The organism is Lachnoclostridium sp. An181, from assembly GCF_002160325.1.
GTDB lineage: Bacteria > Bacillota > Clostridia > Lachnospirales > Lachnospiraceae > An181.
In genome coordinates this window covers 141,294-166,136 of the sequence record NZ_NFKJ01000001.1, presented here as the reverse complement: position 1 = coordinate 166,136, position 24,843 = coordinate 141,294, and the positions used below count along the sequence as shown (strand labels likewise).

The 24,843-nt window shown below is 44.3% G+C and carries 17 protein-coding genes and 5 tRNA genes; 21 read left to right on the top strand and 1 reads right to left on the bottom strand.

Annotated elements, in window-relative coordinates:
• Positions 1–99 precede the first annotated feature (99 nt).
• The 17 genes from B5F18_RS00760 to B5F18_RS00680 all read left to right on the top strand — a co-directional run bounded on the left by B5F18_RS00760 (position 100) and on the right by B5F18_RS00680 (position 18,369).
• On the top strand, positions 100–789 hold the full coding sequence (locus tag B5F18_RS00760) for a TIGR01906 family membrane protein (protein ID WP_087155751.1): 690 nt from the start codon (positions 100–102) through the stop codon (positions 787–789).
• Positions 790–889: 100 nt separating this feature from the next.
• On the top strand, positions 890–4,645 hold the full coding sequence (locus tag B5F18_RS00755) for a phosphoribosylformylglycinamidine synthase (RefSeq protein WP_087155750.1): 3,756 nt from the start codon (positions 890–892) through the stop codon (positions 4,643–4,645).
• A 231-nt stretch (positions 4,646–4,876) separates the two neighbouring features.
• A complete protein-coding gene (locus B5F18_RS00750) occupies positions 4,877–6,859 on the top strand; it encodes an FUSC family protein (RefSeq protein WP_087155749.1) in 1,983 nt (660 codons plus the stop codon).
• Positions 6,860–6,877: 18 nt separating this feature from the next.
• Positions 6,878–10,387 carry a right-handed parallel beta-helix repeat-containing protein gene (locus B5F18_RS00745; RefSeq protein ID WP_087155748.1) on the top strand — a complete coding sequence of 1,170 codons (3,510 nt, stop codon included), beginning with the start codon at positions 6,878–6,880 and terminating at the stop codon, positions 10,385–10,387.
• A 204-nt stretch (positions 10,388–10,591) separates the two neighbouring features.
• Positions 10,592–11,926 (top strand): NADP-specific glutamate dehydrogenase, encoded by a 1,335-nt coding sequence (gdhA, locus tag B5F18_RS00740; RefSeq protein ID WP_087155747.1) that lies wholly within the window; start codon positions 10,592–10,594, stop codon positions 11,924–11,926.
• A gap of 186 nt (positions 11,927–12,112) precedes the next feature.
• Positions 12,113–12,185, top strand: a tRNA-Val gene (locus B5F18_RS00735).
• A gap of 16 nt (positions 12,186–12,201) precedes the next feature.
• Positions 12,202–12,275 (top strand) — tRNA-Met (locus B5F18_RS00730).
• A 6-nt stretch (positions 12,276–12,281) separates the two neighbouring features.
• Positions 12,282–12,354: transfer RNA gene (locus tag B5F18_RS00725), tRNA-Val, on the top strand.
• 16 nt (positions 12,355–12,370) lie between these two features.
• Positions 12,371–12,444: transfer RNA gene (locus B5F18_RS00720), tRNA-Met, on the top strand.
• Positions 12,445–12,623: 179 nt separating this feature from the next.
• Positions 12,624–13,022 (top strand): hypothetical protein, encoded by a 399-nt coding sequence (locus B5F18_RS00715; RefSeq protein ID WP_087155746.1) that lies wholly within the window; start codon positions 12,624–12,626, stop codon positions 13,020–13,022.
• A 12-nt stretch (positions 13,023–13,034) separates the two neighbouring features.
• On the top strand, positions 13,035–13,595 hold the full coding sequence (gene ispF, locus B5F18_RS00710; RefSeq protein WP_087155745.1) for a 2-C-methyl-D-erythritol 2,4-cyclodiphosphate synthase: 561 nt from the start codon (positions 13,035–13,037) through the stop codon (positions 13,593–13,595).
• A complete protein-coding gene (locus B5F18_RS00705) occupies positions 13,559–14,677 on the top strand; it encodes a GNAT family N-acetyltransferase (RefSeq protein WP_162607522.1) in 1,119 nt (372 codons plus the stop codon). The genes ispF and B5F18_RS00705 overlap by 37 nt, the downstream gene beginning before the upstream one ends.
• A 36-nt stretch (positions 14,678–14,713) precedes the next feature.
• On the top strand, positions 14,714–16,120 hold the full coding sequence (gene cysS / locus B5F18_RS00700; protein ID WP_087155743.1) for a cysteine--tRNA ligase: 1,407 nt from the start codon (positions 14,714–14,716) through the stop codon (positions 16,118–16,120).
• Complete coding sequence (locus tag B5F18_RS00695; protein ID WP_087155742.1) at positions 16,105–16,557, top strand: Mini-ribonuclease 3; 453 nt, start codon at positions 16,105–16,107, stop codon at positions 16,555–16,557. Before cysS ends, B5F18_RS00695 begins: the two co-directional genes overlap by 16 nt.
• Positions 16,550–17,308 (top strand): 23S rRNA (guanosine(2251)-2'-O)-methyltransferase RlmB, encoded by a 759-nt coding sequence (gene rlmB, locus B5F18_RS00690; protein WP_087155741.1) that lies wholly within the window; start codon positions 16,550–16,552, stop codon positions 17,306–17,308. Before B5F18_RS00695 ends, rlmB begins: the two co-directional genes overlap by 8 nt.
• Positions 17,309–17,324: 16 nt before the next feature.
• The gene (locus tag B5F18_RS00685) at positions 17,325–17,951 is read left to right on the top strand and encodes a sigma-70 family RNA polymerase sigma factor (RefSeq protein WP_087155740.1); all 627 of its coding nucleotides are present in this window, start codon (positions 17,325–17,327) and stop codon (positions 17,949–17,951) included.
• Positions 17,952–18,045: 94 nt separating this feature from the next.
• Positions 18,046–18,369, top strand: coding sequence for a sporulation initiation factor Spo0A C-terminal domain-containing protein (locus tag B5F18_RS00680; protein WP_087155739.1), 324 nt, complete (start codon positions 18,046–18,048; stop codon positions 18,367–18,369).
• Positions 18,370–18,404: 35 nt separating this feature from the next.
• Here the strand turns inward: B5F18_RS00680 and B5F18_RS00675 are convergent.
• Positions 18,405–18,477 (bottom strand) — tRNA-Thr (locus B5F18_RS00675).
• Between the two features lie 203 nt (positions 18,478–18,680).
• Here B5F18_RS00675 and B5F18_RS00670 point away from each other — a divergent pair.
• The 4 genes from B5F18_RS00670 (at position 18,681) to B5F18_RS00655 (ending at position 24,839) form a co-directional block, all read left to right on the top strand.
• Complete coding sequence (locus B5F18_RS00670; RefSeq protein WP_087155738.1) at positions 18,681–20,348, top strand: glutamine--tRNA ligase/YqeY domain fusion protein; 1,668 nt, start codon at positions 18,681–18,683, stop codon at positions 20,346–20,348.
• A gap of 141 nt (positions 20,349–20,489) precedes the next feature.
• The gene (gene cls, locus B5F18_RS00665) at positions 20,490–22,061 is read left to right on the top strand and encodes a cardiolipin synthase (protein WP_087155833.1); all 1,572 of its coding nucleotides are present in this window, start codon (positions 20,490–20,492) and stop codon (positions 22,059–22,061) included.
• Positions 22,062–22,216: 155 nt separating this feature from the next.
• Positions 22,217–23,497 carry an adenylosuccinate synthase gene (locus tag B5F18_RS00660; protein WP_087155737.1) on the top strand — a complete coding sequence of 427 codons (1,281 nt, stop codon included), beginning with the start codon at positions 22,217–22,219 and terminating at the stop codon, positions 23,495–23,497.
• 154 nt (positions 23,498–23,651) lie between these two features.
• A complete protein-coding gene (locus B5F18_RS00655; protein WP_087155736.1) occupies positions 23,652–24,839 on the top strand; it encodes a phosphopentomutase in 1,188 nt (395 codons plus the stop codon).
• Positions 24,840–24,843 lie beyond the last annotated feature (4 nt).

Here is a 24,843-nt window from a genome sequence, read left to right as displayed (position 1 = left end):
ATTATAGTGGATGGGATTTTCAGATTCAAGCAAGAAATCCGTCGCGCACAGAAAGAAAATATGATAAAATCTGCTCAGCGATAAAAAAGGAGGTTTACAGTGAAAAGTTTACGAAGAATAACAGTGGTGCTTGCATCTCTTTGTCTTTTTATCGTTCTTTTGCTCACAAGCTTTGAGGTGGCTATCTACGGGGACAATGAGTATAAATTTTACCAAAAGGAATACGAAAAGTATCAGGTGCAGGAGAAACTTGATATGGAGATGGATGACATCATGTATGTGACAGAGGAGATGATGTCCTACCTTCACGGAGAGAGGGAGGAGCTTTCGGTTATGGTAAAAGTGGAAGGAAAACAGCAGGATTTTTTCAACGACCAGGACCGGTTTCACATGGGTGAGGTGAAAGTACTTTTTCTTGGAGGACTGAAGCTTCGAAACATTCTGGCATGTTTTGCTGTCATTCTTTTTGCAGTGGCATTGTTTTTGAAACCAAGAAAAGGGGAAATGTGCAAAACCATACTGGCCACACTTGCAGGGATTGTGTGTGCATTGGTTGTGATCGGCATTTTGTGCGCGGTAAACTTTGACGCGGTGTTTGTCACTTTCCATCACATTTTTTTTGACAATGATTTGTGGCTCTTTGACCCGGCGACAGATTATATGATCCGGATGCTGCCGGAGGGTTTTTTCTTTGACATGGTCGTGCGCATTGGGATGACATTTGCAGGAGCCTTGGCTGCTGTGGCAGCGGGGCTTTTCCTGAGACTTTGGTGTGTGAAGAAAAAATAAGTACAACTTATAAAAATGTTAAGATATATTAATTACATTAATGAAGAAGTTTATGGTATGATACAGATAAATGAGAATGTAGATTATAAAGGAGGCCATTATGAGCGGTGTAAAGCGAGTGTATGTCGAGAAAAAGCCGGAATATGCAGTGCGTGCAAAGGAACTTCGGCATGAAATCAGAAGCTATTTAGGAATAAAGACAGTGTATGGTGTAAGGGTGTTAAATCGTTATGATGTGGAAAATCTTTCAGACGAAACATTTGAGAGAGCATGCAACGGGATTTTTGCCGAGCCACCGGTTGATAAATTGTATATGGAAGAATTTCCTGTAGGTGATAACGATAAAGTGTTTTCCGTGGAATACCTTCCTGGACAGTTTGATCAGAGAGCAGACTCTGCAGTGCAGTGTGTGCAGTTTATCAAAGAGGATGAGATGCCGGTGATCCGCACAGCGACTACCTATGTGATAGAGGGAGAAGTAAACGAGGAAGAACTTGCGGCAATCAAAAACCACTGTATCAACCCTGTAGATTCCAGAGAAACCGGTATGGAGAAACCAAAGACGCTTGTCACAGAATTTGAAGAGCCGGCAGATGTAAAAATTTTTGATGGATTCAAAGACATGCAGGAAGAAGAGCTTAAAAAGCTTTACGATTCACTTGGTCTTGCCATGACATTTAAAGACTTCCTCCATATTCAGAATTATTTCTGCAATGAGGAGAAGAGAAATCCGTCTATGACGGAAATTCGTGTGCTTGATACTTACTGGTCAGATCATTGCCGACACACTACATTCTCCACAGAGCTTACAGAAGTATCCTTTGGGGACGGTGATTACCGTGAACCGATGGAGGAGACATACAGACAGTATCTGAAAGACCACAGTGAGATTTTTGCTGGCAGAGAAGACAAATTTGTCTGCCTTATGGATCTTGCCTTGATGGCGATGCGGAAATTGAAAAAGGAAGGGAAACTCGAAGATCAGGAAGAATCCGACGAAATCAATGCATGCAGCATTGTTGTTCCGGTGAGTGTGGACGGTGTGGAGGAAGAGTGGCTTGTGAATTTTAAAAATGAGACACACAACCACCCGACAGAGATTGAGCCGTTTGGTGGAGCTGCCACCTGTCTTGGAGGGGCGATCCGCGATCCGCTCTCAGGGCGTACCTATGTGTATCAGGCAATGCGTGTGACAGGAGCTGCTGACCCGACGGTGTCTGTCAAAGAGACCATGAAGGGAAAACTTCCTCAGAAAAAGCTGGTAAGGGAAGCGGCCCACGGATATAGTTCTTACGGTAACCAGATAGGGCTTGCGACAGGACTTGTGAAAGAGATTTACCATCCGGACTATGTGGCAAAACGTATGGAGATCGGAGCAGTCATGGGGGCTGCACCAAGAAGAGCAGTGATCCGCGAGACATCCGATCCGGGCGACATCATCATCCTCCTTGGAGGACGTACAGGACGTGACGGCTGCGGTGGAGCTACGGGTTCATCCAAGGTACACACGGAAGAGTCCATCGAGACATGCGGAGCAGAGGTACAGAAAGGAAATCCTCCGACAGAGCGCAAGATCCAAAGATTGTTCAGAAGAGAAGAAGTAAGCCGTCTGATCAAGAAATGTAATGATTTCGGTGCCGGCGGTGTATCCGTAGCTATCGGAGAGCTGGCAGACGGACTTTTGGTTGATTTGGATAAAGTACCGAAAAAATACGCGGGACTTGACGGAACAGAGATCGCAATTTCCGAGTCCCAGGAGCGCATGGCGGTTGTGGTAGATAAAAAGGATGTAGAAGAGTTCCTTTCCTATGCAAAAGAGGAAAACTTAGAGGCGGTAGAAGTAGCAGTTGTAACGGAAAGCCCTAGACTTGTCCTTACATGGAGGGGAAAAGAAATCGTCAACATTTCCCGTGCATTCCTGGATACAAACGGTGCACATCAGGAGACAAAAGTAGCAGTGGATATCCCGTCTAAAGATGAAAGTATTCTGACAAGAAAAGAGATTGGGGATGTCAAAGAGACATGGCTTTCCATGTTGAAAGACTTAAATGTATGCTCTCAGAAAGGACTTGTGGAGATGTTTGACGGTTCCATTGGTGCAGGCTCTGTATTTATGCCTCACGGTGGAAAGTATCAGATGACAGAGACACAGACAATGGTGGCAAAGCTTCCGGTTCTTCATGGAAAATGCGATACAGTGACTATGATGAGCTATGGATTTGACCCATATCTTTCCAGCTGGAGCCCGTACCACGGAGCAATCTATGCGGTGACAGAGTCAGTGGCGAAAATTGTGGCATCAGGCGGTGATTATAAGAAAATCCGTTTCACATTCCAGGAATACTTCCGCCGCATGACGGAAGAACCACATAGATGGAGCCAGCCGTTTGCAGCTCTTCTTGGGGCCTATGCAGCGCAGCTTGGATTTGGACTTCCGTCCATCGGAGGAAAAGACAGTATGTCCGGTACATTCCAGGATATTGATGTTCCGCCGACACTTGTCTCCTTTGCAGTAGATGTGGCAAAAGAAAAAGATATCATCACTCCGGAATTAAAACAGGCAGGAAATAAGCTGATCTGGCTTAGAATTGAGAAAGATGCCTATGATCTGCCGGTATATGAACAGGTGATGGATCAGTATGAAAAATTCAGAGCAGATATTGGGGCAGGCAATATTGTATCAGCCTATGCGCTGGACAGACATGGAATCGCTGCTGCTGTGTCTAAGATGGCATTTGGAAATGGCTGCGGTGTGAAGATTGAGCATAATCTTGACAAGAGAGATTTCTTCGCCCCTGCATTTGGCGATATCATTGCAGAAGTTCCAGCGGAGAAGGTATCGAAACTGGCGATCACATATACAGTGATCGGTGAAGTGACCGATGATGATTGTTTCTCCTATGCGGATACAAAGATTTCACTTGATGAGGCAAAAGAAGCATGGACAGGAACATTGGAGAGTGTATTTGCTACTGTGTCTGGGGAAAACAAGAAAGAAAGCGTAGAAAGCCCGCTTTATGATGCAAAAGAAATCCATATCTGCGAGCATAAGATCGGACAGCCTACAGTATTTATTCCGGTATTCCCTGGAACAAACTGTGAGTACGACAGCGCAAGGGCGTTTGAGAGAGCAGGCGCAAAGACAATTGTAAAAGTGTTCAAAAACCTGGATGCAGAAGACATCAGAAGTTCTGTGGCTGAATTTGAAAAAGCCATAGAAAAATCTCAGATCATCATGTTCCCTGGCGGATTCTCCGCAGGTGACGAGCCGGACGGCTCAGCAAAGTTTTTCGCAACCGCATTCCAGAATGCAAAACTAAAAGAGGCGGTTGAAAAACTTTTGAGACAGAGAGATGGTCTGGCGCTTGGTATCTGTAATGGGTTCCAGACACTTATTAAACTGGGACTGGTTCCATACGGAGAAATCGCAGGACAGAAAGAAGATTCTCCGACATTGACCTATAATACCATCGGACGTCACATCTCCAAGATGGTGTACACAAAAGTAGTGACAAACAAATCCCCGTGGCTTGCAGGAGCAACCTTGGGCGGCGTTTATGTAAATCCGGCATCTCACGGAGAAGGGCGTTTTGTTGCGAGCAAGGAGTGGTTGGAAAAATTATTTGCCAATGGTCAGGTCGCAACACAGTACTGTGACCTTTCCGGAAATGTCAGCATGGACGAAGAATGGAATGTCAACGGCTCTTACTGCGCAATTGAGGGAATCACAAGCCCGGATGGAAGGGTGCTTGGAAAGATGGCGCATTCAGAACGCCGGGGAGACAAAGTTGCCATGAATATTTACGGAGAACAGGATTTGCAGATTTTTGAATCCGGAGTCGCATATTTTAAATAGAGAAAGACATGATGAGCCAGGAAGAGTCACTGTGCAGACAGTGGACTCTTCCTGTTTTTCTTTTTCTATATGAAAGTCCTTATGTCTCCCATATAGCATAAAAGCCCTCCGGACAGAATGCACACACCGCAATAAGGCATTTAACCGTTATGCTCTACAAAGAGGGGTTTGTCTTGGGCATGACACAGTGGTATACTGGGATTATACAAATGAGAGAAAAGAGGATATTGGATGAAAATTCAAATCTGTGATTTTTGGAGACAGAGAAGAACAAGAATCAGAAACGCAACGGCTGCAGCATTATTCTTTCTGGTTCTTTTTTATTCTACATGGATATTGTTCGGACCAGAGTATACGATGTCTGCATCTTTTATTACTGTTTTGTTTCAGACAAAGAGGAAACAAAAGCAGACGCCGAAAAGCTTGTGCGCGTTATTTGTGCAGCAGGCGGGCTTAAGTGTTCTGGCATTTCTTGCGTGCCACCATATTGCTTTTTGCATTGTTTTTAATATACTTGTGCCGTTTCTGCTTGTGTTTCTGCAGTCCTCACAGTTTGAACAGCTTGGGTATTTTGCGAGCGGGATGGGCTTTTTGTTTCTGCAGCTGCGTCCGGTGCCGTGGAGTGCATTTGGCACCTACATTGGCTCTGTGGCATATGGGATGGTCTTGCTGCTGGCAGTGCTTCTGGCTGGAACTTATGGGAAAAAGGATGATGGGGAGGAAGAAAACCTAAAAAAGGGGCTGCTCCTTGTGGCAGATTTGTTCCGTCAGATTTCGGGCGGTGGGCTTGACGGGACAAAGAGACAGGAATTATTTGAAATCCAAAAACAGCTTTACATTAACGCTTATCACAGTCATGGAATGAACTACCGGGTAACGAAAAAGGGAAAACTCAACTACTTTTATGCACTGTTTTTTCAGAGAGTTCTCTACTATACAGCGGAGATGGAAAAGGGAATGTTTTTGGATTGCGCAAAAGAGGAACTCTTGATGACAGCGGATATACTGGAGCGTTTTGCAAAGGAAGGGCATTCCTTTTCGCTTCAGGATAAAATGACGGGTTTTTTAAGAGGCATCAGCGATAAGGAGGATAAGAATACGGCAGTTGTCGTAAGGATTGGCTCCATGTTTCTTTTGATTTTGAAGTATGAAGGCAATATGGACAGTGTCAAAGGGGAGGAGTGGAGACTGCCGAAACACCGCAGACCTTTGCACCGTGTCCTTTCCTGCCTGAAACTGGATGCATTCGAGTTCCGATTTGCTGCTAGGCTTTCCATCATACTTGCCGGTACGCTGCTGTTTAACATGCTGTCCGGGGTAGAACATGCATACTGGCTTGCATTGAATGCGTTTCTTTTGCTGCGTCCAATGTATGAGGACAGCAGTCAAAGACTGAAAACAAGATTTTTGGGCACAATGCTTGGGTGTATCTTTGTATCCCTGGCAATGCCGTTTGTGCCGTCTGTTGCAGGGCATTTAGCCGTTGGCTCGGTGTTTTCCTTTTTCCTGTATTATTCTGTTCCGGGGACCTGGCAGCAGGCGTTGTGCGCCACCTGTTTTGGACTGATCCTGGCGTCAATCTCCCTGCAGATGACACTTGCGGTGGAATTGAGATTTGGGTTTGTGCTTGTGGCAGTTATGCTTGTTTTTGTTGTCAACCGGTTTATTTTCCGGACAAGCGAAAAGGGAATTTTTCAAAGAAATGTCATGCAAATGTTTTATGTGCAGCACAGATATCTGCGTATCATGAAGAGGGCTCTGTACACACAGATCAGTTATGGCTTTACATGTGATGCTCTGTCACATTTTTATCTTATATATCAACAGATGGAGCAGTATCTGGAAAAGCAAAAAGAACAGGATATCCAAGAATTTTACAAGAATATGATGTCTGTGTTCTGGGAAATGCAAAGCAGCGCTGAGCAGATTCTTTTATTTATCACAAGTGAGGAGGTGGAGGAGGAAAACAGAAAAGTTTTGGAACATGACATCTGTATTCTGGATTATGTACTTCAGACAGCGGAAAATGGGGTCAGAAAGGAAAAGGCAAAAGAGGTGGAAGAGTTTGAGTTCAGGCCGTTCCAACATGAGATCAAAGGGGAGCGCCATTTGTCGTTTCTTTTGAAAAAATATTCCCATACGATCTCCGTGGTATATCAGATGGTTCTGCAGGAGCAGAAAATCAGAAAGAAACAGAAGGTCAAAAACAATTGAAGGAGGAATAGGAAAGAAATGAAAAAGAGAAAATGGTATAAAGCAGCCGCAGGGCTGGCATCTGTGAGCATGCTTGCTGGGAGCTTGGGTGTTCTCCCGGTAAACGTGCAGGCTGCTCCGAAAGAGAGTAGCGTGGAGGTGGGAAGAGAAACAAAGACAGATTTTACTGCAAAAGCTGAGGAGACAGTTACAAAAGTACAGGCAGAGGATTTTACGTATGTAACGTTAAGCCTTCCGTTCGGAAGTGATATGAGCAAAAATTTTGTTAAAGAAAAGGAGCCGGTTTCAGATGGAGGTATGCACATTAAGACATCAAATATCGGTGCAACTGTAACTTTGAAGTTTACAGGGACAGGTGTGCGTTTTTACACAAAAAAGGGGAACGGAGCGGGAACCCTTTCTGTGACTATTGATGGAAAGTCATATGGGGACATCAGTGAGTACACTTCCGGGCCAGCACAGTTTAAGCAAAAAGTATTTGAGGCGGAGGACATCAGCAAGGAGAACGAAGAACATACTCTTGTTTTGACCACAAAGCAGGGGGGGCAGAACAATTTCAACTTTGATTATTTTGAGATCATTGAAAAAGAAGAAATCCATTATCAGGAATCTCCGGGAAATACAACGTATTATCTTGACTCGAAGGCAGAACCGGGAGGAGACGGACTTTCTAAGGAGGCTGCATTTGACTCCCTGGATGACGTCAACGGATACAAATTTGCAGCAGGAGATAAAATTCTGATCAAAGCAGGCTCCAAGTTTGAGGGACAGCTCTATCCGAAGGGCAGTGGAGATGCAGAGGCTCCGATCGTCATTGACATGTACGGAGAAGGCGAAAAGCCTTTGATCGACGGCAATGGGAGATATTCTGATGCGCCGTCTGTGCACGATGACGGTCCTTTCGGCGGGAAAGGCTCTGCAGTTTACCTTTACAACCAGGAATATTGGGAGATCAACAATCTAAAGGTGAAAAACTGGAGTGATGATAACAAGGACAAAGAGAGGAGCGGAATCCGTGTGGAGGCATCCGGCGGTGGTGTGTACCACCACATCTACATCAGAGACTGTGATATTGCCGATATCCGAGGCTATAACGGTCAGGATTCCATCTGGGATGTTATTCCGGAAAATGGAGGGACCACGTTCTATGGGGCAAGGACCACGCATCGTACGGGCGGGATCAATGTGGTGAGTTATACGAAACGGGATACTTCCGGCGGTCTTGGAACTGCCGGGGCCATTCTGGACGAGGAGCCGACGATTTTTGACGGTGTTGTCATTGAAGACAACAAAATTGAAAACTGTCATGCAAATGGGATCACCACGACAAATATCCGGGGAGAACTTACGGACAAAGCGTACCGTCACAGAAATGTTGTGATCCGTGGAAATGAAGTGAAAAATGTGCAGAGAGCCGGTATTGTGCCGCTTTATACATCTGGAGCGCTGGTGGAGCACAACCTTGTGGATACATTCCAGCAGACCTACGCAGGGTACGGGTGCGGAATTTGGTGTGACAGGGCAGACGGAATGCTTTTCCAGTACAATGAAGTGTGCAATGGACGAAATACCATGGATGGCATGGCATTTAATCTGGATGACATGACGGAGAATGGTGTGATTCAATATAATTATTCACACAACAATGTAGGCGGAGGAATCATGCTCCATGTGCGCACCAATTCCTATAATCGGAACAATACGGTCAGGTATAATCTGAGTGTAAATGACACAAGAGGGTATGCAGCACATCAGGCTGTCATTGTATGTGTAGGGGAAGATGCCACGTCAAAAATTGAAAGTGCAAAAGTGTACAACAACACTTTTATCAATGAAAACGTGGTGCACCCGGTATATCAAGGAAATGAAATCCTTTTTGCAAACAATATCTTTTATTTTCCGAATGAAGGAATGAGTGCGAAAAAGGACGCTTATATCGTTGGCGCAAAGACCGTGTTCAAAAACAATGTTTTTGCAGGTGCACATTCGTCCAGTGAACCTTCCGGAAACAACAATGTCTCCGTGGAAGATGCAGGGCTTTCCGGAAACCTTCACGGTACAGAAAGCCTGGAGGACGCAAAGGAAAGAGTAAAACTGACGTATGATTCTCCGGCATTTGGAATCGGGGATACGCAGGTTGTCGGTGTGGAGAATGATTTCTTCGGTAATCCGGCAGTGGCGGGAGGAAAGGCCAATGCAGGGCTTTACAATGGCGAGGCTGTGGAGAAAGTGCCGGATGTGGAAGGCCCGGATGAGCCAAAACCGGACTTTGATGACGAACCGTCTGAAGAAGAGTGTATGGTGGAATATGTGGAGGCGGAAAATGATTCCGTGACAAAAGTTGGGGATTATACCACGGCCTCAGGAGAAAATTCTCAGGGACATGCAGGAGCACATATCTATTTTTCAAAGGCAGGCTCCTATGTGGAATATACGTTTACCGGAAAGGCAATTTCTCTTTACACAAAGACAGGAAAAGGAGCCGGAACCGCGGACATCTATGTGGATGGAGAACAGGTTGGCGTTGATGACCAGTATTCAGAAGTGGAGAGTTTCAACAAGAGGGCCTATACCATTGTGTTTGAAGAAGAGGGAACCCATACGATCAGGGTGGAAAACAATGGGAAGAAAAATCCATCCTCCGCAGGAATCACGATGAATATTGACTGTTTCAAAGTGTTCCATGAAAAACCAGACCAGGAAACAGAGCTTTCCACAGATGTGCTGGAGTATGCGATCGAACTTGCAAAAAAAGCAGATACACAGAATGTTATCACAGATGTTGTTATCCGCTTTGAGGAGGCATTAAAAAATGCAGAGGCTATCCTTGAGAAGGCAAACGCGCACGAGGCATCCGTGACACAGAAAACAGTGGATGAAAGCTGGCAGGAGCTGATCAAGGTGATGCAGTATCTGTCTTTTTGTCAGGGAGATAAGACAGAGCTGGATAAAGTCATTGCGGCTGCAAAAGAGATTGTACTTGAGCGGTATATGGAGGAAGGAAAAGACGCATTCCGTACAGCTTTAACAGCAGCGGAACATACAGCAAAAGATGGAAATGCTATGCAGGCAGAAGTGGACAATGCATGGAAAGCACTTGTAAAAGCCATGAGTGAGCTCAGACTGAAGCCGGACAAGACTGCTTTGGAAGAGCTCTTAAAAGAAACAAATGGGCTTAAGGCGGAAGGCGTGGATAAAGATATTGCGGAAAGATTCCAGAAAGCCTATGCGGCTGCGGCTTTGGTCTATGCGGATGAAACAGTGGAGCAAAAAGAAGTGGATGTGGCAGCGGACGAACTGCGCGCAAGTGTAGCGGCTGTGAAATTTGCCAAAGGACAGACAGAAAAGGCAGAGGAAAAAACATCGGCAAACATTGGGGAATCCGTACATAGAACAGAGACTAAGACCAACACTTCCGCAATCGTGAAAAGTGTAAAAACAGGAGATGAGACATCCGCCTTTCTCCTTACAGCTTTGATGGCGTGCGCAGCCTTGGCGGCGTACTGTGCAAAAAGTAAAGAAAGATAGCTGAAAATGAAAGTTTCAAATAAAAATACTGCATTTTAGAAATAAAATGCAGTATTTTTTTGCTTTAAAAAGGGATAAATGAAACAAAGAATTAAAAAAAATTCAAAACAATGGAAAAAACTACAAAAAAATCTTGACATACGAAAAGATATCCTTTAAATTGTTAAAGTATAAAAGCGAAAAGATTTTAGGAGGTCAAAAGTTATGTCATACGTAGATGAAGTCATTGAGGCAGTTGTGAAAAAAAATCCGGCAGAACCTGAATTTCATCAGGCTGTAAAAGAAGTGCTGGAGTCTTTGAGAGTGGTGATTGAGGCAAACGAAGAGAAGTTCAGAAAAGATGCGCTCCTTGAGAGACTGACTGAGCCGGAAAGAGTGTTCCAGTTCCGCGTACCGTGGGTGGATGACAACGGTCAGGTTCATGTAAACAAGGGATACCGTGTACAGTTCAACGGTTCCATCGGACCTTACAAAGGAGGTCTTCGTTTCCATCCATCGGTAAATCTTGGAATCATTAAATTCCTTGGTTTTGAGCAGGTGTTTAAAAACTCCCTTACAGGTCTTCCTATTGGAGGAGGAAAAGGTGGTTCTGATTTTGATCCAAAAGGAAAATCAGACAGAGAGATCATGGCATTCTGCCAAAGCTTTATGACAGAACTTTGCAAATATATTGGTGCAGATACTGACGTGCCTGCCGGAGATATCGGTGTAGGAGCAAGAGAGATCGGATATATGTTCGGACAGTACAAACGCATCCGCAGCGTATACGAGGGTGTCCTGACCGGAAAAGGGCTTTCCTACGGAGGTTCTCTTGTAAGAACAGAGGCGACAGGATACGGACTTTTGTATTTTACGAAAGAGATGTTGGCGATGAACGGTGTCGACATTGCAGGAAAGACAGTGGCAATCTCAGGAGCAGGAAATGTAGCTATCTATGCAGCTGAAAAAGCAATGCAGATGGGAGCAAAAGTAGTGACTGCAAGCGATTCCACAGGCTGGATTTACGATGCAGAAGGCATTGATCTTGCGGCACTCAAAGAGATCAAAGAAGTAAAACGTGCAAGACTTTCTGAATACAAGGCATACCGTCCAAATGCAGAATATCATGAAGGAAAAGGCGTATGGTCTGTGAAATGTGATATTGCACTTCCATGTGCAACACAGAATGAGCTGCACCTTGAGGATGCGAAGACATTGGTTGCAAACGGATGCATCGCAGTTGCAGAGGGAGCAAACATGCCTACAACACTTGAGGCAACAGAATACCTTCTTGAGAACGGTGTACTTTTTGCACCTGGAAAAGCATCCAATGCAGGTGGTGTTGCAACATCTGCTCTGGAAATGTCTCAGAACAGCGAGCGTTTGAGCTGGACATTTGAGGAAGTGGACGAAAAACTTCAGAACATCATGGTAAATATCTGCCACAATGCAGCTGCTGCAGCAGAGAAATACGGCGTAAAAGGTAATTATGTTGTAGGTGCAAATATTGCAGGGTTTGAAAAAGTTGTAGATGCAATGAACGCACAAGGTATTTGCTAAGATTATAGAGAAGAAAATTTCCCGGGAGCTTTTGGGCTCCCGGATTTTCCTGGGCAATTGGGCGGATATTTTCTCGTTGTTGCAACTGTTTGAAAAAAATAGACAAAAAATGAAAAAAAGTGTTGACTTTTGGACAAACATGAGTGTATAATAACAAAGCAAGTTGCGAGTGCGCAACAGCAATATGGGGTCATAGCTCAGCTGGGAGAGCATCTGCCTTACAAGCAGAGGGTCATAGGTTCGAGCCCTATTGGCCCCATAGATAAACAAAATATGGCGGGATAGCTCAGTTGGCTAGAGCATACGGTTCATACCCGTAGTGTCGCTGGTTCAAATCCAGTTCCCGCTACTATATGGGGTCATAGCTCAGCTGGGAGAGCATCTGCCTTACAAGCAGAGGGTCATAGGTTCGAGCCCTATTGGCCCCATAGATAAACAGAATATGGCGGGATAGCTCAGTTGGCTAGAGCATACGGTTCATACCCGTAGTGTCGCTGGTTCAAATCCAGTTCCCGCTACTTTGCAGAGACATCGGTTGTTGCCGATGTCTTTTTGCTATTCAATGAAGTCTTATATTAAGAAAAAGCTCTCCGGATACACACGACTCAATAAGGTGTTTTGCTGCTTCAAAGTGTTTTGCCTTGTAAAAAGAAAAGGGCTGTGATACAATCAAAAACAGTTACGGAGGTGCAAAAGAATGAACAGCAGATTTAGAGCTAACATCGTAATGCTTGGGTGCCTGTACTTGATTTTTGTCGGTGTGCAGCTGTTAATGTCCACAAAAGACGCGGACAAAGGAGACCCGGTCATCGGCATAATAGGTGGAATTGCTTTTATCCTTATTGGAGTTGTGTTTGGATATTTCAGCTATAAAAGAATTAAAGCAGAGCGGGCAAGGGCAAAAGAAGATCTTGCAAAGCAGCTGGAAGAGGAAGAAAAGGCAGGCGGACCGGTGGAAGTTGAAGAGAGAAAACTTTCCCTGGCGGAGAAAGCGAAACTCGTTCAGATAACAGAGGAGGAAAAGAATGCTCTTTCTGGCGAGAACAGTTTGCATGAAGGATTGTCCGTAGAAAAAGCAGCGGACAACATAGAGTAAAAGGAGTAGGATATGCGAATAGGAATGGGATATGATGTCCATAGACTGAGTGAAGGACGCCGGCTTATCATAGGCGGTGTGGAGATACCGTATGAAAAGGGGTTGCTTGGACACTCGGATGCAGATGTTCTGGTCCATGCGGTGATGGACGCACTGCTTGGCGCGGCAGCTCTCGGCGATATTGGAAAACATTTTCCGGATACAGCGGGAGAGTTTAAGGATATTTCCAGCATGGAACTTTTGCGGCGTGTGGGAGAGTTGTTGGACGAAAATCTGTATGTGGTTGAAAATATTGACGCCACGATCATCGCCCAGAAACCAAAGATGGCCCCTTATATTGAAACAATGAGACAGAATATCGCGGATGTGTTGAAGATAGAGAAAGAGCAGGTAAACATCAAAGCGACGACAGAAGAAGGACTTGGATTTACTGGGAGCGGGGAGGGAATTTCCTCCCACGCAGTCTGTGCGCTCGAGAAGATCACAAATTTCAGCTATGATGTAACGCCTGGTGCAGGATGCGGAGGTTGTGCAGGATGTCAGGTAATTCAGAATACAAAATCCGAAAATTAGACAGATCAGAGCACACAAGGACAAGAGCCCTGTGGGAATCGGTTTTTATCGAGGACACAGAGGCTTTTTTGGATTATTATTATGATGAGAAAGTAAAAAACAATGTCATTTATGCTGCCGAGAGGGACGGTCAACTTTGTGCGATGCTTCACTTAAACCCATACTGGATCATGGTGGGGGACGAAAAGGTACAAAGTTTCTATATTGTCGCGGTGGCAACGCTGCCGGGACATCGGCATAAAGGATTGATGAGGGGGCTCTTGGGAAAGAGCATGCTGGACATGGAAAAAGAGAGTGTGCCATTTACTTTTTTGATGCCGGCAGCAGAGGCAATCTATTATCCCTTTGGATTCCGGTTCTTTTATAAGCAGACGCAAAAAGATTTGAAATTTCAAAATCATTCAGAAGAAAATCTGGAAATTTGGGAAGCGGATCCATCGATGTGCAAGGAGATGGCAAAATTTGCCGGAGAGATTCTGAAACTGAATTATAGGGTTTATGCACAGCGCACGGAGGAGTATTATCAAACCATGTTAAAAGAGCAGAAATCTCAAAACGGAGGGATTTACTGTGTGAAGGATGGTGGAGAGTTAAGAGGAGTTTTCTGCTATACAAAAGAAAACAAACTGGAATTTCGGGAACCACTGTATGTCCCTGGCGGTGAAGAGATACTCAAAAATCTGATCCCAAAAGGGGAGACGGTCCGGGTGATCGGTATGCAAAAAGAGGAGAAAGATGGCCGCCCCATGATCATGGGACGCATTGTAAACCTCGAGCGTTTTTTAAATCTTCTTGGGGTGAAGGAAGATTTCAGTGCGAGGATATGGTTTCGGGATTCCTTTATAGAGGAAAATGAAGGGGTGTATGTTCTGGAGGGGAGGAAAGGACGTCTGTATGCAAAAAAGCTGCGGGATGCTGAGAGAAAGCCAGTGGAGATGCTGGGTGTGGAGACATTTTTCAGTGTTGTGACAGGATATCTTTGTGTGGAAGAGATAGACGAAAAAGAGATAACGGAAAAAGGAGAGGAAGTTCTTTCAAAAATTTCTGTCTTTGGCCCGTCCTTTTTAAATGAAGTTGTGTAGAAGAAATGATAAAGAATGGAAATAAGGAGGAATATCATGAGACTGTATAATACGTTGACTAAGAGAAAAGAAGAATTCGTCCCATTGGAGGAAGGCAAGGTAAAGATGTATGTGTGCGGACCAACCGTGTACAATTTCATCCATATTGGAAATGCAAGGCCGATGATCGTCTTTGATACTGTGAGAAGGTATTTTGAATACAAAGGCTACGAAGTAAACTATGTATCCAATTTTACAGATGTTGACGATAAAATTATCAAGAAGGCAATTGAGGAAGGTATTTCTGCCCAGGAAGTATCGGAAAGATACATTGAGGAGTGCAAAAAGGATATGGCGGGAATGAATGTAAAGCCGGCCACAACACATCCAAAGGCGACAGAAGAGATCAGCGGAATGATTGAGATGATTCAAGGATTGATTGATAAAGGATATGCATACGAGAAGAACGGAACCGTGTATTACAGAACGAGAAAATTCCAGGATTACGGGAAATTGTCCCACAAAAATCTGGATGACCTGCGCTCCGGGGAGCGGTCATTGCTTGTTACAGGGCAGGATGAAAAAGAGGATTCTCTTGATTTTGTTCTATGGAAACCCAAAAAAGAAGGAGAGCCTGCATGGAAATCCCCTTGGTGTGACGGCCGGCCGGGATGGCATATTGAGTGCTCCGAGATGGCAAAAAAGTATTTGGGAGAACAGATTGATATTCATGCGGGTGGAGAGGATTTGGTCTTCCCTCATCATGAAAATGAGATTGCCCAGAGTGAAGCGGCAAACGGAAAAGAGTTTGCAAAATACTGGATGCACAATGCATTTTTAAATATTGACAACCGCAAGATGTCAAAATCACTCGGAAATTTCCGGACAGTGCGTGAGATCAGCGGGCAGTATGATCTGCAGGTGCTGCGTTTCTTTATGCTTAGTGCACATTACCGCAGTCCATTAAATTTCAGTGCAGAGTTGATGCAGGCATCCAAAAACGGGCTGGAGCGTATTTTGACAGCGGTGTCCAATCTTAATTATCTTATGGATAATGCGGGGAAAGAGGAGCTTACAGAGGATGAGAAGGAAAAGCTTGAGCAGGCAGGGAAGTATGTAAACCAGTTTGAAGAAGCTATGGACGATGACTTTAATACAGCGGATGCTCTTTCTTCCATCTTCGAAATTGTGAAATTTGCAAATACAACGGTAAATGACGAGAGTTCCAAAGCGTACATGAGAAAATTGAAAGAGATGACAGTGAAACTCGCCGATGTGTTGGGGCTGATCGTGGAGAAAAAAGAAGAGATGCTGGATGAGGATATAGAGGCATTGATTTTGGAACGCCAGGAAGCAAGAAAAGCGAAAAATTTTGCGAGGGCTGATGAAATCCGCGATGAGTTGGCAGAAAAAGGCATTATTTTGGAGGATACAAGAGAAGGGGTAAAATGGAAAAGAGCGTAGAGACAGAAGTATTCAGGTATATGCAGGAAACATTTGAGATGGAACAGATCGATGTCTCTTTGTATTCCCCATTGACACTTGCATATATCGGGGACGGCGTGTATGATCTGATAATCCGTACACTTGTTGTGAGTGAGGGAAACAGGCAGGTACAGAAACTGCACAAAAAGACGAGCGCACTTGTGCAGGCGTCTGCCCAGTCGCAGATGATGCGCACCATTCAGGAACTTTTGACGCCGCAGGAGCATGTAGTCTATAAAAGAGGAAGGAATGCAAAGTCTGTCTCCCCAGCAAAAAATCAGACGCTGACGGATTACCGCAGGGCCACGGGCTTTGAGGCTCTGATGGGATATTTGTATTTAAAAAAAGAATGGAAAAGAATGATAGACCTGGTAAAAGCAGGACTTGAAAGTCTGGAGGATAAAACGGATGATTGAAAGAGAACAACAAGAGGAAAGCCTGGTGATTGAAGGGCGCAATGCAGTGCTGGAGGCGATCCGTGCAGGAAAGAGCATTGATAAATTGTATGTGTTGGACGGGTGCCAGGATGGCCCGGTCCGCACGATCGTGCGGGAGGCAAAGAAACATGATGTGGTTTTGAATTTTGTTTCAAAAGAGCGGTTAGAGCAGCTTTCAAGGACAAAGAAACATCAGGGAGTTGTGGCGTGCGCAGCTGCTTACTCTTATGCAGAAGTGGAGGACATGCTGAAACTTGCAAAAGAGAAGGGGGAGGATCCGTTTTTGATCCTTCTGGATGGTATTGAAGATCCTCACAATTTAGGGGCTATCATACGTACAGCTAATCTTGCGGGTGCACACGGAGTTATCATACCAAAAAGAAGAGCGGTAGGTCTTACTGCAACTGTTGCAAAGACATCTGCAGGGGCCATCAATTACACTCCTGTTGCAAAGGTGACGAATCTTGTAAAAACCATGGATGAGCTCAAAGAGAAGGGGCTTTGGTTTGTCTGTGCAGATATGGGTGGAGACGTGATGTACAAGACAAATCTGACAGGTCCGATCGGGCTTGTGATCGGAAATGAAGGAGAAGGCGTTGGAAGGCTTGTAAGGGAGAATTGTGATTTTACGGCATCTATTCCGATGATGGGAGACATTGATTCCCTGAATGCTTCTGTGGCGGCAGGCGTACTCGCATATGAAATTGTAAGGCAGAGAATGATGAAATAGAAAAAGGTAGGGCAAGATGGAGCAGTACACAGATTTGACAGATGAACAGCTGATTCGTAGACTGCGCGGCGGGGAGAAAGAAATCACGGATTATATTATGGAAAAATATAAAAACCTGGTCCGAAAAAAGGCGAAGGCCATGTTCCTGTTGGGAGGAGAGAATGATGATCTGATCCAGGAAGGGATGATCGGGCTTTTTAAGGCAATCCGGGATTACGATTTGACGCAGAATGTCCCTTTTGCAGGATTTGCGGATTTGTGCATTTCCAGGCAGATATATTCCGCTATCGCTGCATCCAAGAGAAAAAAGCACCTTCCTTTGAATTCCTATGTGTCCATCTATGACTCCTTGGATCAGGAGTCAGAGGAAAAAAGACCACCTCTTATAGACACGATAGAGTCAGCCAAGGAGAGCAATCCGGAGACACTGTTTCTTGACAAAGAGTATATGGAGATGATGGAGTCGGAATTGAAGAAAAAACTGAGTAAAATGGAAAATCAGGTTTTGAAACTCCATTTGCTGGGAATGGATTATCATAAGATTGCCGGGATAACCGGAAAAAGTCCAAAGGCGATTGACAATGCATTGCAGCGGATCAAATCCAAAGCACAGGAAATCTTTCATGTGCGGCTGCGCCGATAAAACTTTTGGATTGTCTGATTTATACATAAGGAGCGAAAGTTTAGGAAGAGTTCTTCATTATTATATATAGAACCTATGATCATGGAGGACAAATATGTATAAAAAAGTAAAGCTACTGCTCAGGGAACTTGGCGTTAATATGAAGTATAAGGGGTACTATTATCTGATATCCGGAGTAGACATTGCACTGTCTGAGAGCGAAGGAGAGATACATATTACAAAATCAATTTATCCAAAGATTGCAGTGAGAAACGATGTGAAACCGTACAATGTAGAACAGAATATCAGGACTGCTGTCATCAGAGCTTGGAGTTACAATAAAGCTCTGGTGGAAGAGATGTGCGGAGAAAAGCTTGATATAGCCCCTAGTAATACAGATTTTATCGGAGCTATGGCGCTTTACATCAGGAATCATTAAAAAAGGAACCCTTTAAGAAAGGATTCCTTTTTTTAAGCTGCCTAGCGGACTTGAACCGCCGACCTCCGCCTTACCAAGGCGACGCTCTACCGACTGAGCCAAGGCAGCAAATCTTGTCAACGTGTATACTATACAATAGAACTGCCGCGGTTGTCAATGAGTTGTTGTAAATTATTGAAAAAAATGTGAGATTACAAAAAAATGACCTGATAGAAAACAAGAATTGATTGTTGTCGTCTTTTCTGTTTTATGATAATATTAAAAAATATGGATGTAAAAATTAAGGAAGAATTTCATAGAGGAGGGCAACCATGGAAAACGAAGTGGTTTCAAAAAACTTTATAGAGCAGGAAATCGAAAAGGACCTCAAGGAGGGGAAATACGAAACTGTATGTACAAGGTTTCCGCCTGAGCCGAACGGATATCTGCATATCGGACATGCTAAATCCATCCTTTTAAACTATGGTTTGGCACAGAAGTATAATGGAACATTCCACATGCGTTTTGACGATACAAATCCGACAAAGGAGAAAATGGAGTTTGTGGAGTCCATCAAAGAGGATATCAAATGGCTGGGAGCAGACTGGGGAGAACATCTTTACTATGCTTCCGATTACTTTCATATCATGTATGAATGTGCGTTGAAACTGATCAAAAAAGGAAAGGCTTATGTGTGTGACCTGACCCCGGATGAGATCAGGGAGTACAGGGGAACACTGACAGAGCCTGGAAAGAACAGCCCTTACAGGGAGCGTTCCGTTGAGGAGAATCTGAGGTTGTTCGAGATGATGAAAAACGGAGAGTTTAAGGATGGCGAGAGAGTGCTTCGTGCAAAAATCGACATGGCATCTCCGAACATCAATATGAGAGATCCGATCCTCTACCGAGTGGCAAGGATGACTCACCACAATACTGGGGATCAGTGGTGTATCTATCCTATGTACGACTTTGCTCATCCAATTGAAGATGCGGTGGAAAAGATCACACATTCTATTTGTACTTTGGAGTTTGAAGATCACAGGCCGTTGTATGACTGGGTTGTGAGAGAATGTGAGTTTGATCATCCACCAAGACAGATTGAATTTGCCAAATTATATCTCACCAACGTGATAACAGGAAAGAGATATATTAAGAAACTGGTGGAGGACGGCATTGTGGATGGGTGGGATGATCCAAGGCTTGTATCCATCGCTGCGCTCAGGAGAAGAGGATTCACTCCGGAATCCATAAAAATGTTTGTGGATTTGTGCGGGGTTTCAAAAAGCAACAGCTCCGTAGACTATGCGATGCTGGAATACTGCATTCGTGAAGATCTGAAGATGAAACGTCCGCGTATGATGGCAGTCCTGGATCCGGTCAAGCTTGTCATTGACAATTATCCGGAAGGGGAAGTCGAGTATCTGGATGTAGCAAATAACCTGGAAAATGAAGAGCTTGGTATAAGAAAAGTGCCGTTTTGCAGAGAACTGTACATCGAAAGGGAAGACTTTATGGAGGAGCCTCCAAAGAAATATTTCCGTCTTTTTCCAGGCAATGAAGTACGTCTGATGCATGCATACTTTGTGAAATGTGTTGGACTGGAAAAGGATGAGAACGGAAATGTGACGGTTGTACACTGCACATACGATCCGGAGACAAAATGCGGTTCAGGTTTCACGGGGAGAAAAGTGAAAGGAACGATCCATTGGGTTCCGGCTCCTTACGCTGTGAAAGCGGAAGTTCGTCTGTATGAGAATATTGTGGACGAAGAGAAAGGTGTTTACAACAAAGAGGATGGCTCCCTAAATTTAAATCCGAATTCCCTCACAGTTGTGGATAACGCATATCTGGAGCCAAGTTTTGATGGCGTAAAACCGTACGATAGTTTCCAATTTGTAAGAAATGGCTATTACTGTGTGGACGCAAAAGATACGACTGACGAAAAACTAGTATTCAACCGCATCGTGTCTTTGAAAAGTTCATTTAAACTTCCAAAATAACAAAAACATGGAGCGCTCTCGAAAAAAATCGACTGCGCTCTTTTTTTGGGAAACGCTGAGCAAGGGAGGGGATTGCGGTTGAGAAACTGTTGGTTTTGTGTTACACTGTGTCACGTGAAAAGGATGTGAGAAAGAATGCAGATGAAGGAAAGTAAAGCGGTCGATACTGCCAAAAGGGCCAGAAAAGGTGTTGTGCAGGTACTGTACGGCCGAACAGTTGTGGTCCTTTTATTGATTTTGATACAAGCGTGCATGATGGCTGCCCTTGTAAACTATATGAGAGACTATGCAGTGCCGATCTACATGGCTTTGATGGGGATTGGAACAATAGCTGTTATCTATATCATCAATCAAAAGGGGAATCCGGCGTTTAAAATTACGTGGATATTGTGTATTTTGATATTTCCGGTTTTCGGGACCGTCTTTTATCTGTTTGTAAAAATGCAGATAGGAACAAAATATTTGAAAAGGCGTCTTTTTAAGCTTAGGGAGGATACCTCCATATATATGAAACAGCAGCCGGAGGTTTTTAAAGAATTGCAGGTTAGCAAACCGGCGAATGCAAATTTGTCCTACTATCTCTCAAAACAGCTGGATTTTCCGACTTACCGGAATACGGAAGTGAGATATTTTCCAGTGGGTGAGAAGAAGTTTCTGGAACTTTTAAGACAGCTGAGGAAAGCGCAGAATTTCATTTTTATGGAATATTTTATCGTGGAAAGAGGGTATATGTGGGAGAGTGTACTTAAAATTCTTGAACAGAAAGTAAAAGAAGGGGTGGAAGTGCGGTTTATGTACGATGGCATGTGCAGTATTTCAAAACTTCCGTACAATTATCCCAGGGTCCTTCGCATGAAGGGAATCCGGTGCAAAATGTTCAACCCGATCAAACCCGTACTCTCCACCCAGCAGAACAACAGGGACCACAGAAAAATATGTGTGATTGACGGAAAGGTTGCGTTTACGGGCGGAATCAATCTGGGAGATGAGTATATTAACCGGAAAGAAAGATTCGGACATTGGAAAGATACGGCAATCATGCTGAAGGGAGAGGCGGTACAGAGTTTTACGATGATGTTTCTGCAGATGTGGAACCTGGATGAGAGGATCGGGGAAAGTTTTCAAAAGTATCTGACTCCGCTATCCAAAGAGAACGGGCGTGATTTGGGATTTGTCATTCCGTATGCGGACAATCCGTTCGACGATGAGAATGTGGGGGAGGAAGTGTACCTGCATATTTTGAACCATGCCAAGAAGTATGTGCATATCATGACTCCGTATTTGATTTTGGACAACGAGATGATCACTACATTGACAAGGGCAGTCAAAAGCGGTATCGAGGTGATCATCATCATGCCGCACATACCGGACAAAAAGTATGCTTTTGCCCTGGCAAAGACATACTACGCGGAGCTCATTGAGGCAGGGGTGAAGATATACGAATACACACCTGGGTTTGTCCATGCAAAGGTGTTTGTATCAGATGATGATACTGCGGCAGTGGGTACGATAAATCTGGACTACAGAAGCCTGTACCTGCATTTTGAGTGCGGTGCTTTCATCTACCGCAATCAGGTGGTGGCTGAGATTGAGAAGGACTTTCAGAGTACTCTGGCAAAATGCCAGGAGATCACAATGAAGGATGTAAAGGGAAGAAGTATTCTCTCAAAAGTCACTGGGGAAGTGTTCCGGATTGTAGCGCCGCTTATGTAGCGCCGGGAAAAATCTGGAGGATTGTGACGAATAATGAAGGAAAATATAATTTAACTATTGTCATTTGAATGGGATAATAGTATAATTTCTTCGTTGATAAGATATCAGATTGTTATCTATAAGAAAAGATTATAAATATTTTAGGAGGTAGTTGTATGGTTAAAGCAGTCGTAGGAGCGAACTGGGGAGATGAAGGGAAAGGTAAAATTACCGATATGCTGGGTGAAACATCCGACATCATTGTACGTTTCCAGGGAGGAGCCAATGCAGGGCATACCATCGTAAATAATTACGGAAAATTTGCACTTCACACATTGCCGTCAGGTGTGTTTTATAATCATACAACAAGCATTATCGGGAACGGAGTTGCCCTAAACATTCCCGTATTGTTTAAAGAAATTCAGTCTATTGTGGACAGAGGCGTGCCGATGCCGAAAATCCTTGTATCGGACAGAGCACAGATTGTGATGTCCTATCACATCCTGTTTGATGAGTACGAGGAGGAGAGACTCGGGAAGAAGTCTTTTGGCTCTACAAAATCCGGAATCGCGCCATTTTATTCGGACAAATACGCCAAAATCGGATTTCAGGTAAGTGAGCTGTTTGACGAGGAACTTTTGAAAGAAAAAGTTGTGCGTATCTGTGAGCAGAAAAACATTATTCTAGAGCATTTGTATCATAAACCACTGCTCACTCCGGAAGGACTTCTGGAAGAGCTGCATTCCTATAGAGATATGGTGGAACCGTATGTATGCGATGTCTCCCTGTATCTTCATGAAGCGATCAAAGAGGGAAAGAACATTCTTCTGGAAGGACAGCTTGGTTCTTTGAAAGACCCGGATCATGGCATCTATCCAATGGTCACTTCATCCTCAACCTTGGCAGCATACGGCGCCATTGGTGCAGGTATCCCGCCATATGAGATCAAACAGATCATCACTGTGTGTAAGGCATACTCCAGCGCAGTAGGTGCGGGTGCTTTTGTGAGCGAGATTTTCGGTGACGAGGCTGATGAGCTTCGCAGAAGAGGGGGAGACGGAGGCGAATTTGGTGCAACGACCGGACGCCCAAGACGTATGGGATGGTTTGATGTTGTGGCATCAAAATACGGATGCCGGATTCAGGGAACAACGGATGTGGCGTTTACAGTGCTGGATGTTCTGGGATATCTGGATGAGATACCGGTATGTGTAGCATATGATATTGATGGGGAGATCACGACAGAATTCCCGACAACAAATCTTTTGGAAAAGGCAAAACCAGTACTTGAGACTCTGCCGGGATGGAAATGCGATATCCGCGGCATCAAAAAATACGAAGATTTGCCGGAAAATTGTAGAAAATATATTGAGTTTGTGGAAGAAAAGATTGGTTTTCCGATTACCATGGTTTCCAATGGGCCGGGCAGAGAGGATATCATCTACCGCAATAAATAATAAAAAGATACGGCCGGAGGCTTTGGACAAAGCTCTCCGGCCGTTTTCGTTTACATTCGACAAGTATTGGGATGTTCACAAAATGGATATGTGTTTGTGAAGGGAAAAATAGTATATAATAGTAGAAAAACAATGGAAGACAGAAGGTGGAGAAATGTATAAAAAATATAAAAGGGTATTTGTCATAGTCGTGGATTCTTTTGGTATCGGACATGCGCCTGACGCAGACAGATTTGGTGATGAAGGGGCAGATACGTTTGGGCATATTGCTGCTGCCTGCCCAAGTCTTGAGATCCCGGTTTTAAAAAGCCTTGGCCTGCCTTCCCTGGATGTGGATGTGCAGCTTGCGGCTCCGTCAAAGACGATTGGGTATCGAAGACGTTTGAAAGAGATGAGCAATGGCAAGGACACCATGACAGGACATTGGGAGATGATGGGGCTTTATGTGGCTGCTCCATTTCAGACATTTACAGAGCATGGATTTCCAAAAGAGCTGATTGAGGAGCTGGAAAAAAGATGCGGAAAAAAGGTCATCGGAAATAAAGCGGCCAGCGGCACAGAGATACTTGAAGAGCTTGGAGAGCGCGAGATAGCCGAGAATGCGATGATCGTGTATACATCTGCAGACTCTGTACTTCAGATATGCGGGAATGAGGAATTATTCGATTTAGAGAATCTATACCGCTGCTGTGAGATTGCAAGAGAGCTGACTATGAAAGAGGAATGGAAAGTAGGGCGCGTGATAGCAAGACCGTATACAGGGACGAAAAAAGGAGAATTTAAAAGAACAGCGAACAGGCACGATTATGCACTCAAACCATTTGGAAGAACGGTTCTTGATCAGCTCAAAGAACATGGATTTTCTGTCATCTCTGTGGGAAAGATTGCAGATATTTTTGATGGACAGGGAATTACCGAAAAATGGAAATCCACTTCCTCAGTACACGGCATGGAGCAGACTATAGAAATTGCAGGCAAGGCGTTTGAAGGAATCTGTTTTGTGAATCTCGTGGATTTTGATGCTCTTTGGGGGCATAGAAGGGACGTAAAAGGATATGCCGCGGAACTGGAACGATTTGACAAGAATTTGAAAAAACTGATGGGAAAATTGCAGGAAGAAGACTTGCTCATTGTAACAGCTGATCACGGGAACGACCCAACCTACAAAGGAACGGATCACACCAGAGAAATGGTTCCTATGTTGTTGTATTCCCCTTCTATGGAGAGGACAGGAAACTTAAAGGATGGGAGTACATTTGCGGATATCGGCGCAACCATAGCAGACAATTTTTGCATTTCGAAACCTGATATTGGGGAGAGCATTCTGGAAACTTTAAGATAGGAGG

Excerpts from the sequence above, each read along its gene's own strand:
- B5F18_RS00755 (WP_087155750.1), top strand. The coding sequence starts at position 890 with ATGAGCGGTGTAAAGCGAGTGTATGTCGAGAAAAAGCCGGAATATGCA.
- B5F18_RS00750 (WP_087155749.1), top strand. The coding sequence starts at position 4,877 with ATGAAAATTCAAATCTGTGATTTTTGGAGACAGAGAAGAACAAGAATC.
- B5F18_RS00745 (WP_087155748.1), top strand. The coding sequence starts at position 6,878 with ATGAAAAAGAGAAAATGGTATAAAGCAGCCGCAGGGCTGGCATCTGTG.
- gdhA (WP_087155747.1), top strand. The coding sequence starts at position 10,592 with ATGTCATACGTAGATGAAGTCATTGAGGCAGTTGTGAAAAAAAATCCG.
- B5F18_RS00715 (WP_087155746.1), top strand. The coding sequence starts at position 12,624 with ATGAACAGCAGATTTAGAGCTAACATCGTAATGCTTGGGTGCCTGTAC.
- ispF (WP_087155745.1), top strand. The coding sequence starts at position 13,035 with ATGCGAATAGGAATGGGATATGATGTCCATAGACTGAGTGAAGGACGC.
- B5F18_RS00705 (WP_162607522.1), top strand. The coding sequence starts at position 13,559 with ATGTCAGGTAATTCAGAATACAAAATCCGAAAATTAGACAGATCAGAG.
- cysS (WP_087155743.1), top strand. The coding sequence starts at position 14,714 with ATGAGACTGTATAATACGTTGACTAAGAGAAAAGAAGAATTCGTCCCA.
- B5F18_RS00695 (WP_087155742.1), top strand. The coding sequence starts at position 16,105 with ATGGAAAAGAGCGTAGAGACAGAAGTATTCAGGTATATGCAGGAAACA.
- rlmB (WP_087155741.1), top strand. The coding sequence starts at position 16,550 with ATGATTGAAAGAGAACAACAAGAGGAAAGCCTGGTGATTGAAGGGCGC.
- B5F18_RS00685 (WP_087155740.1), top strand. The coding sequence starts at position 17,325 with ATGGAGCAGTACACAGATTTGACAGATGAACAGCTGATTCGTAGACTG.
- B5F18_RS00680 (WP_087155739.1), top strand. The coding sequence starts at position 18,046 with ATGTATAAAAAAGTAAAGCTACTGCTCAGGGAACTTGGCGTTAATATG.
- B5F18_RS00670 (WP_087155738.1), top strand. The coding sequence starts at position 18,681 with ATGGAAAACGAAGTGGTTTCAAAAAACTTTATAGAGCAGGAAATCGAA.
- cls (WP_087155833.1), top strand. The coding sequence starts at position 20,490 with ATGAAGGAAAGTAAAGCGGTCGATACTGCCAAAAGGGCCAGAAAAGGT.
- B5F18_RS00660 (WP_087155737.1), top strand. The coding sequence starts at position 22,217 with ATGGTTAAAGCAGTCGTAGGAGCGAACTGGGGAGATGAAGGGAAAGGT.
- B5F18_RS00655 (WP_087155736.1), top strand. The coding sequence starts at position 23,652 with ATGTATAAAAAATATAAAAGGGTATTTGTCATAGTCGTGGATTCTTTT.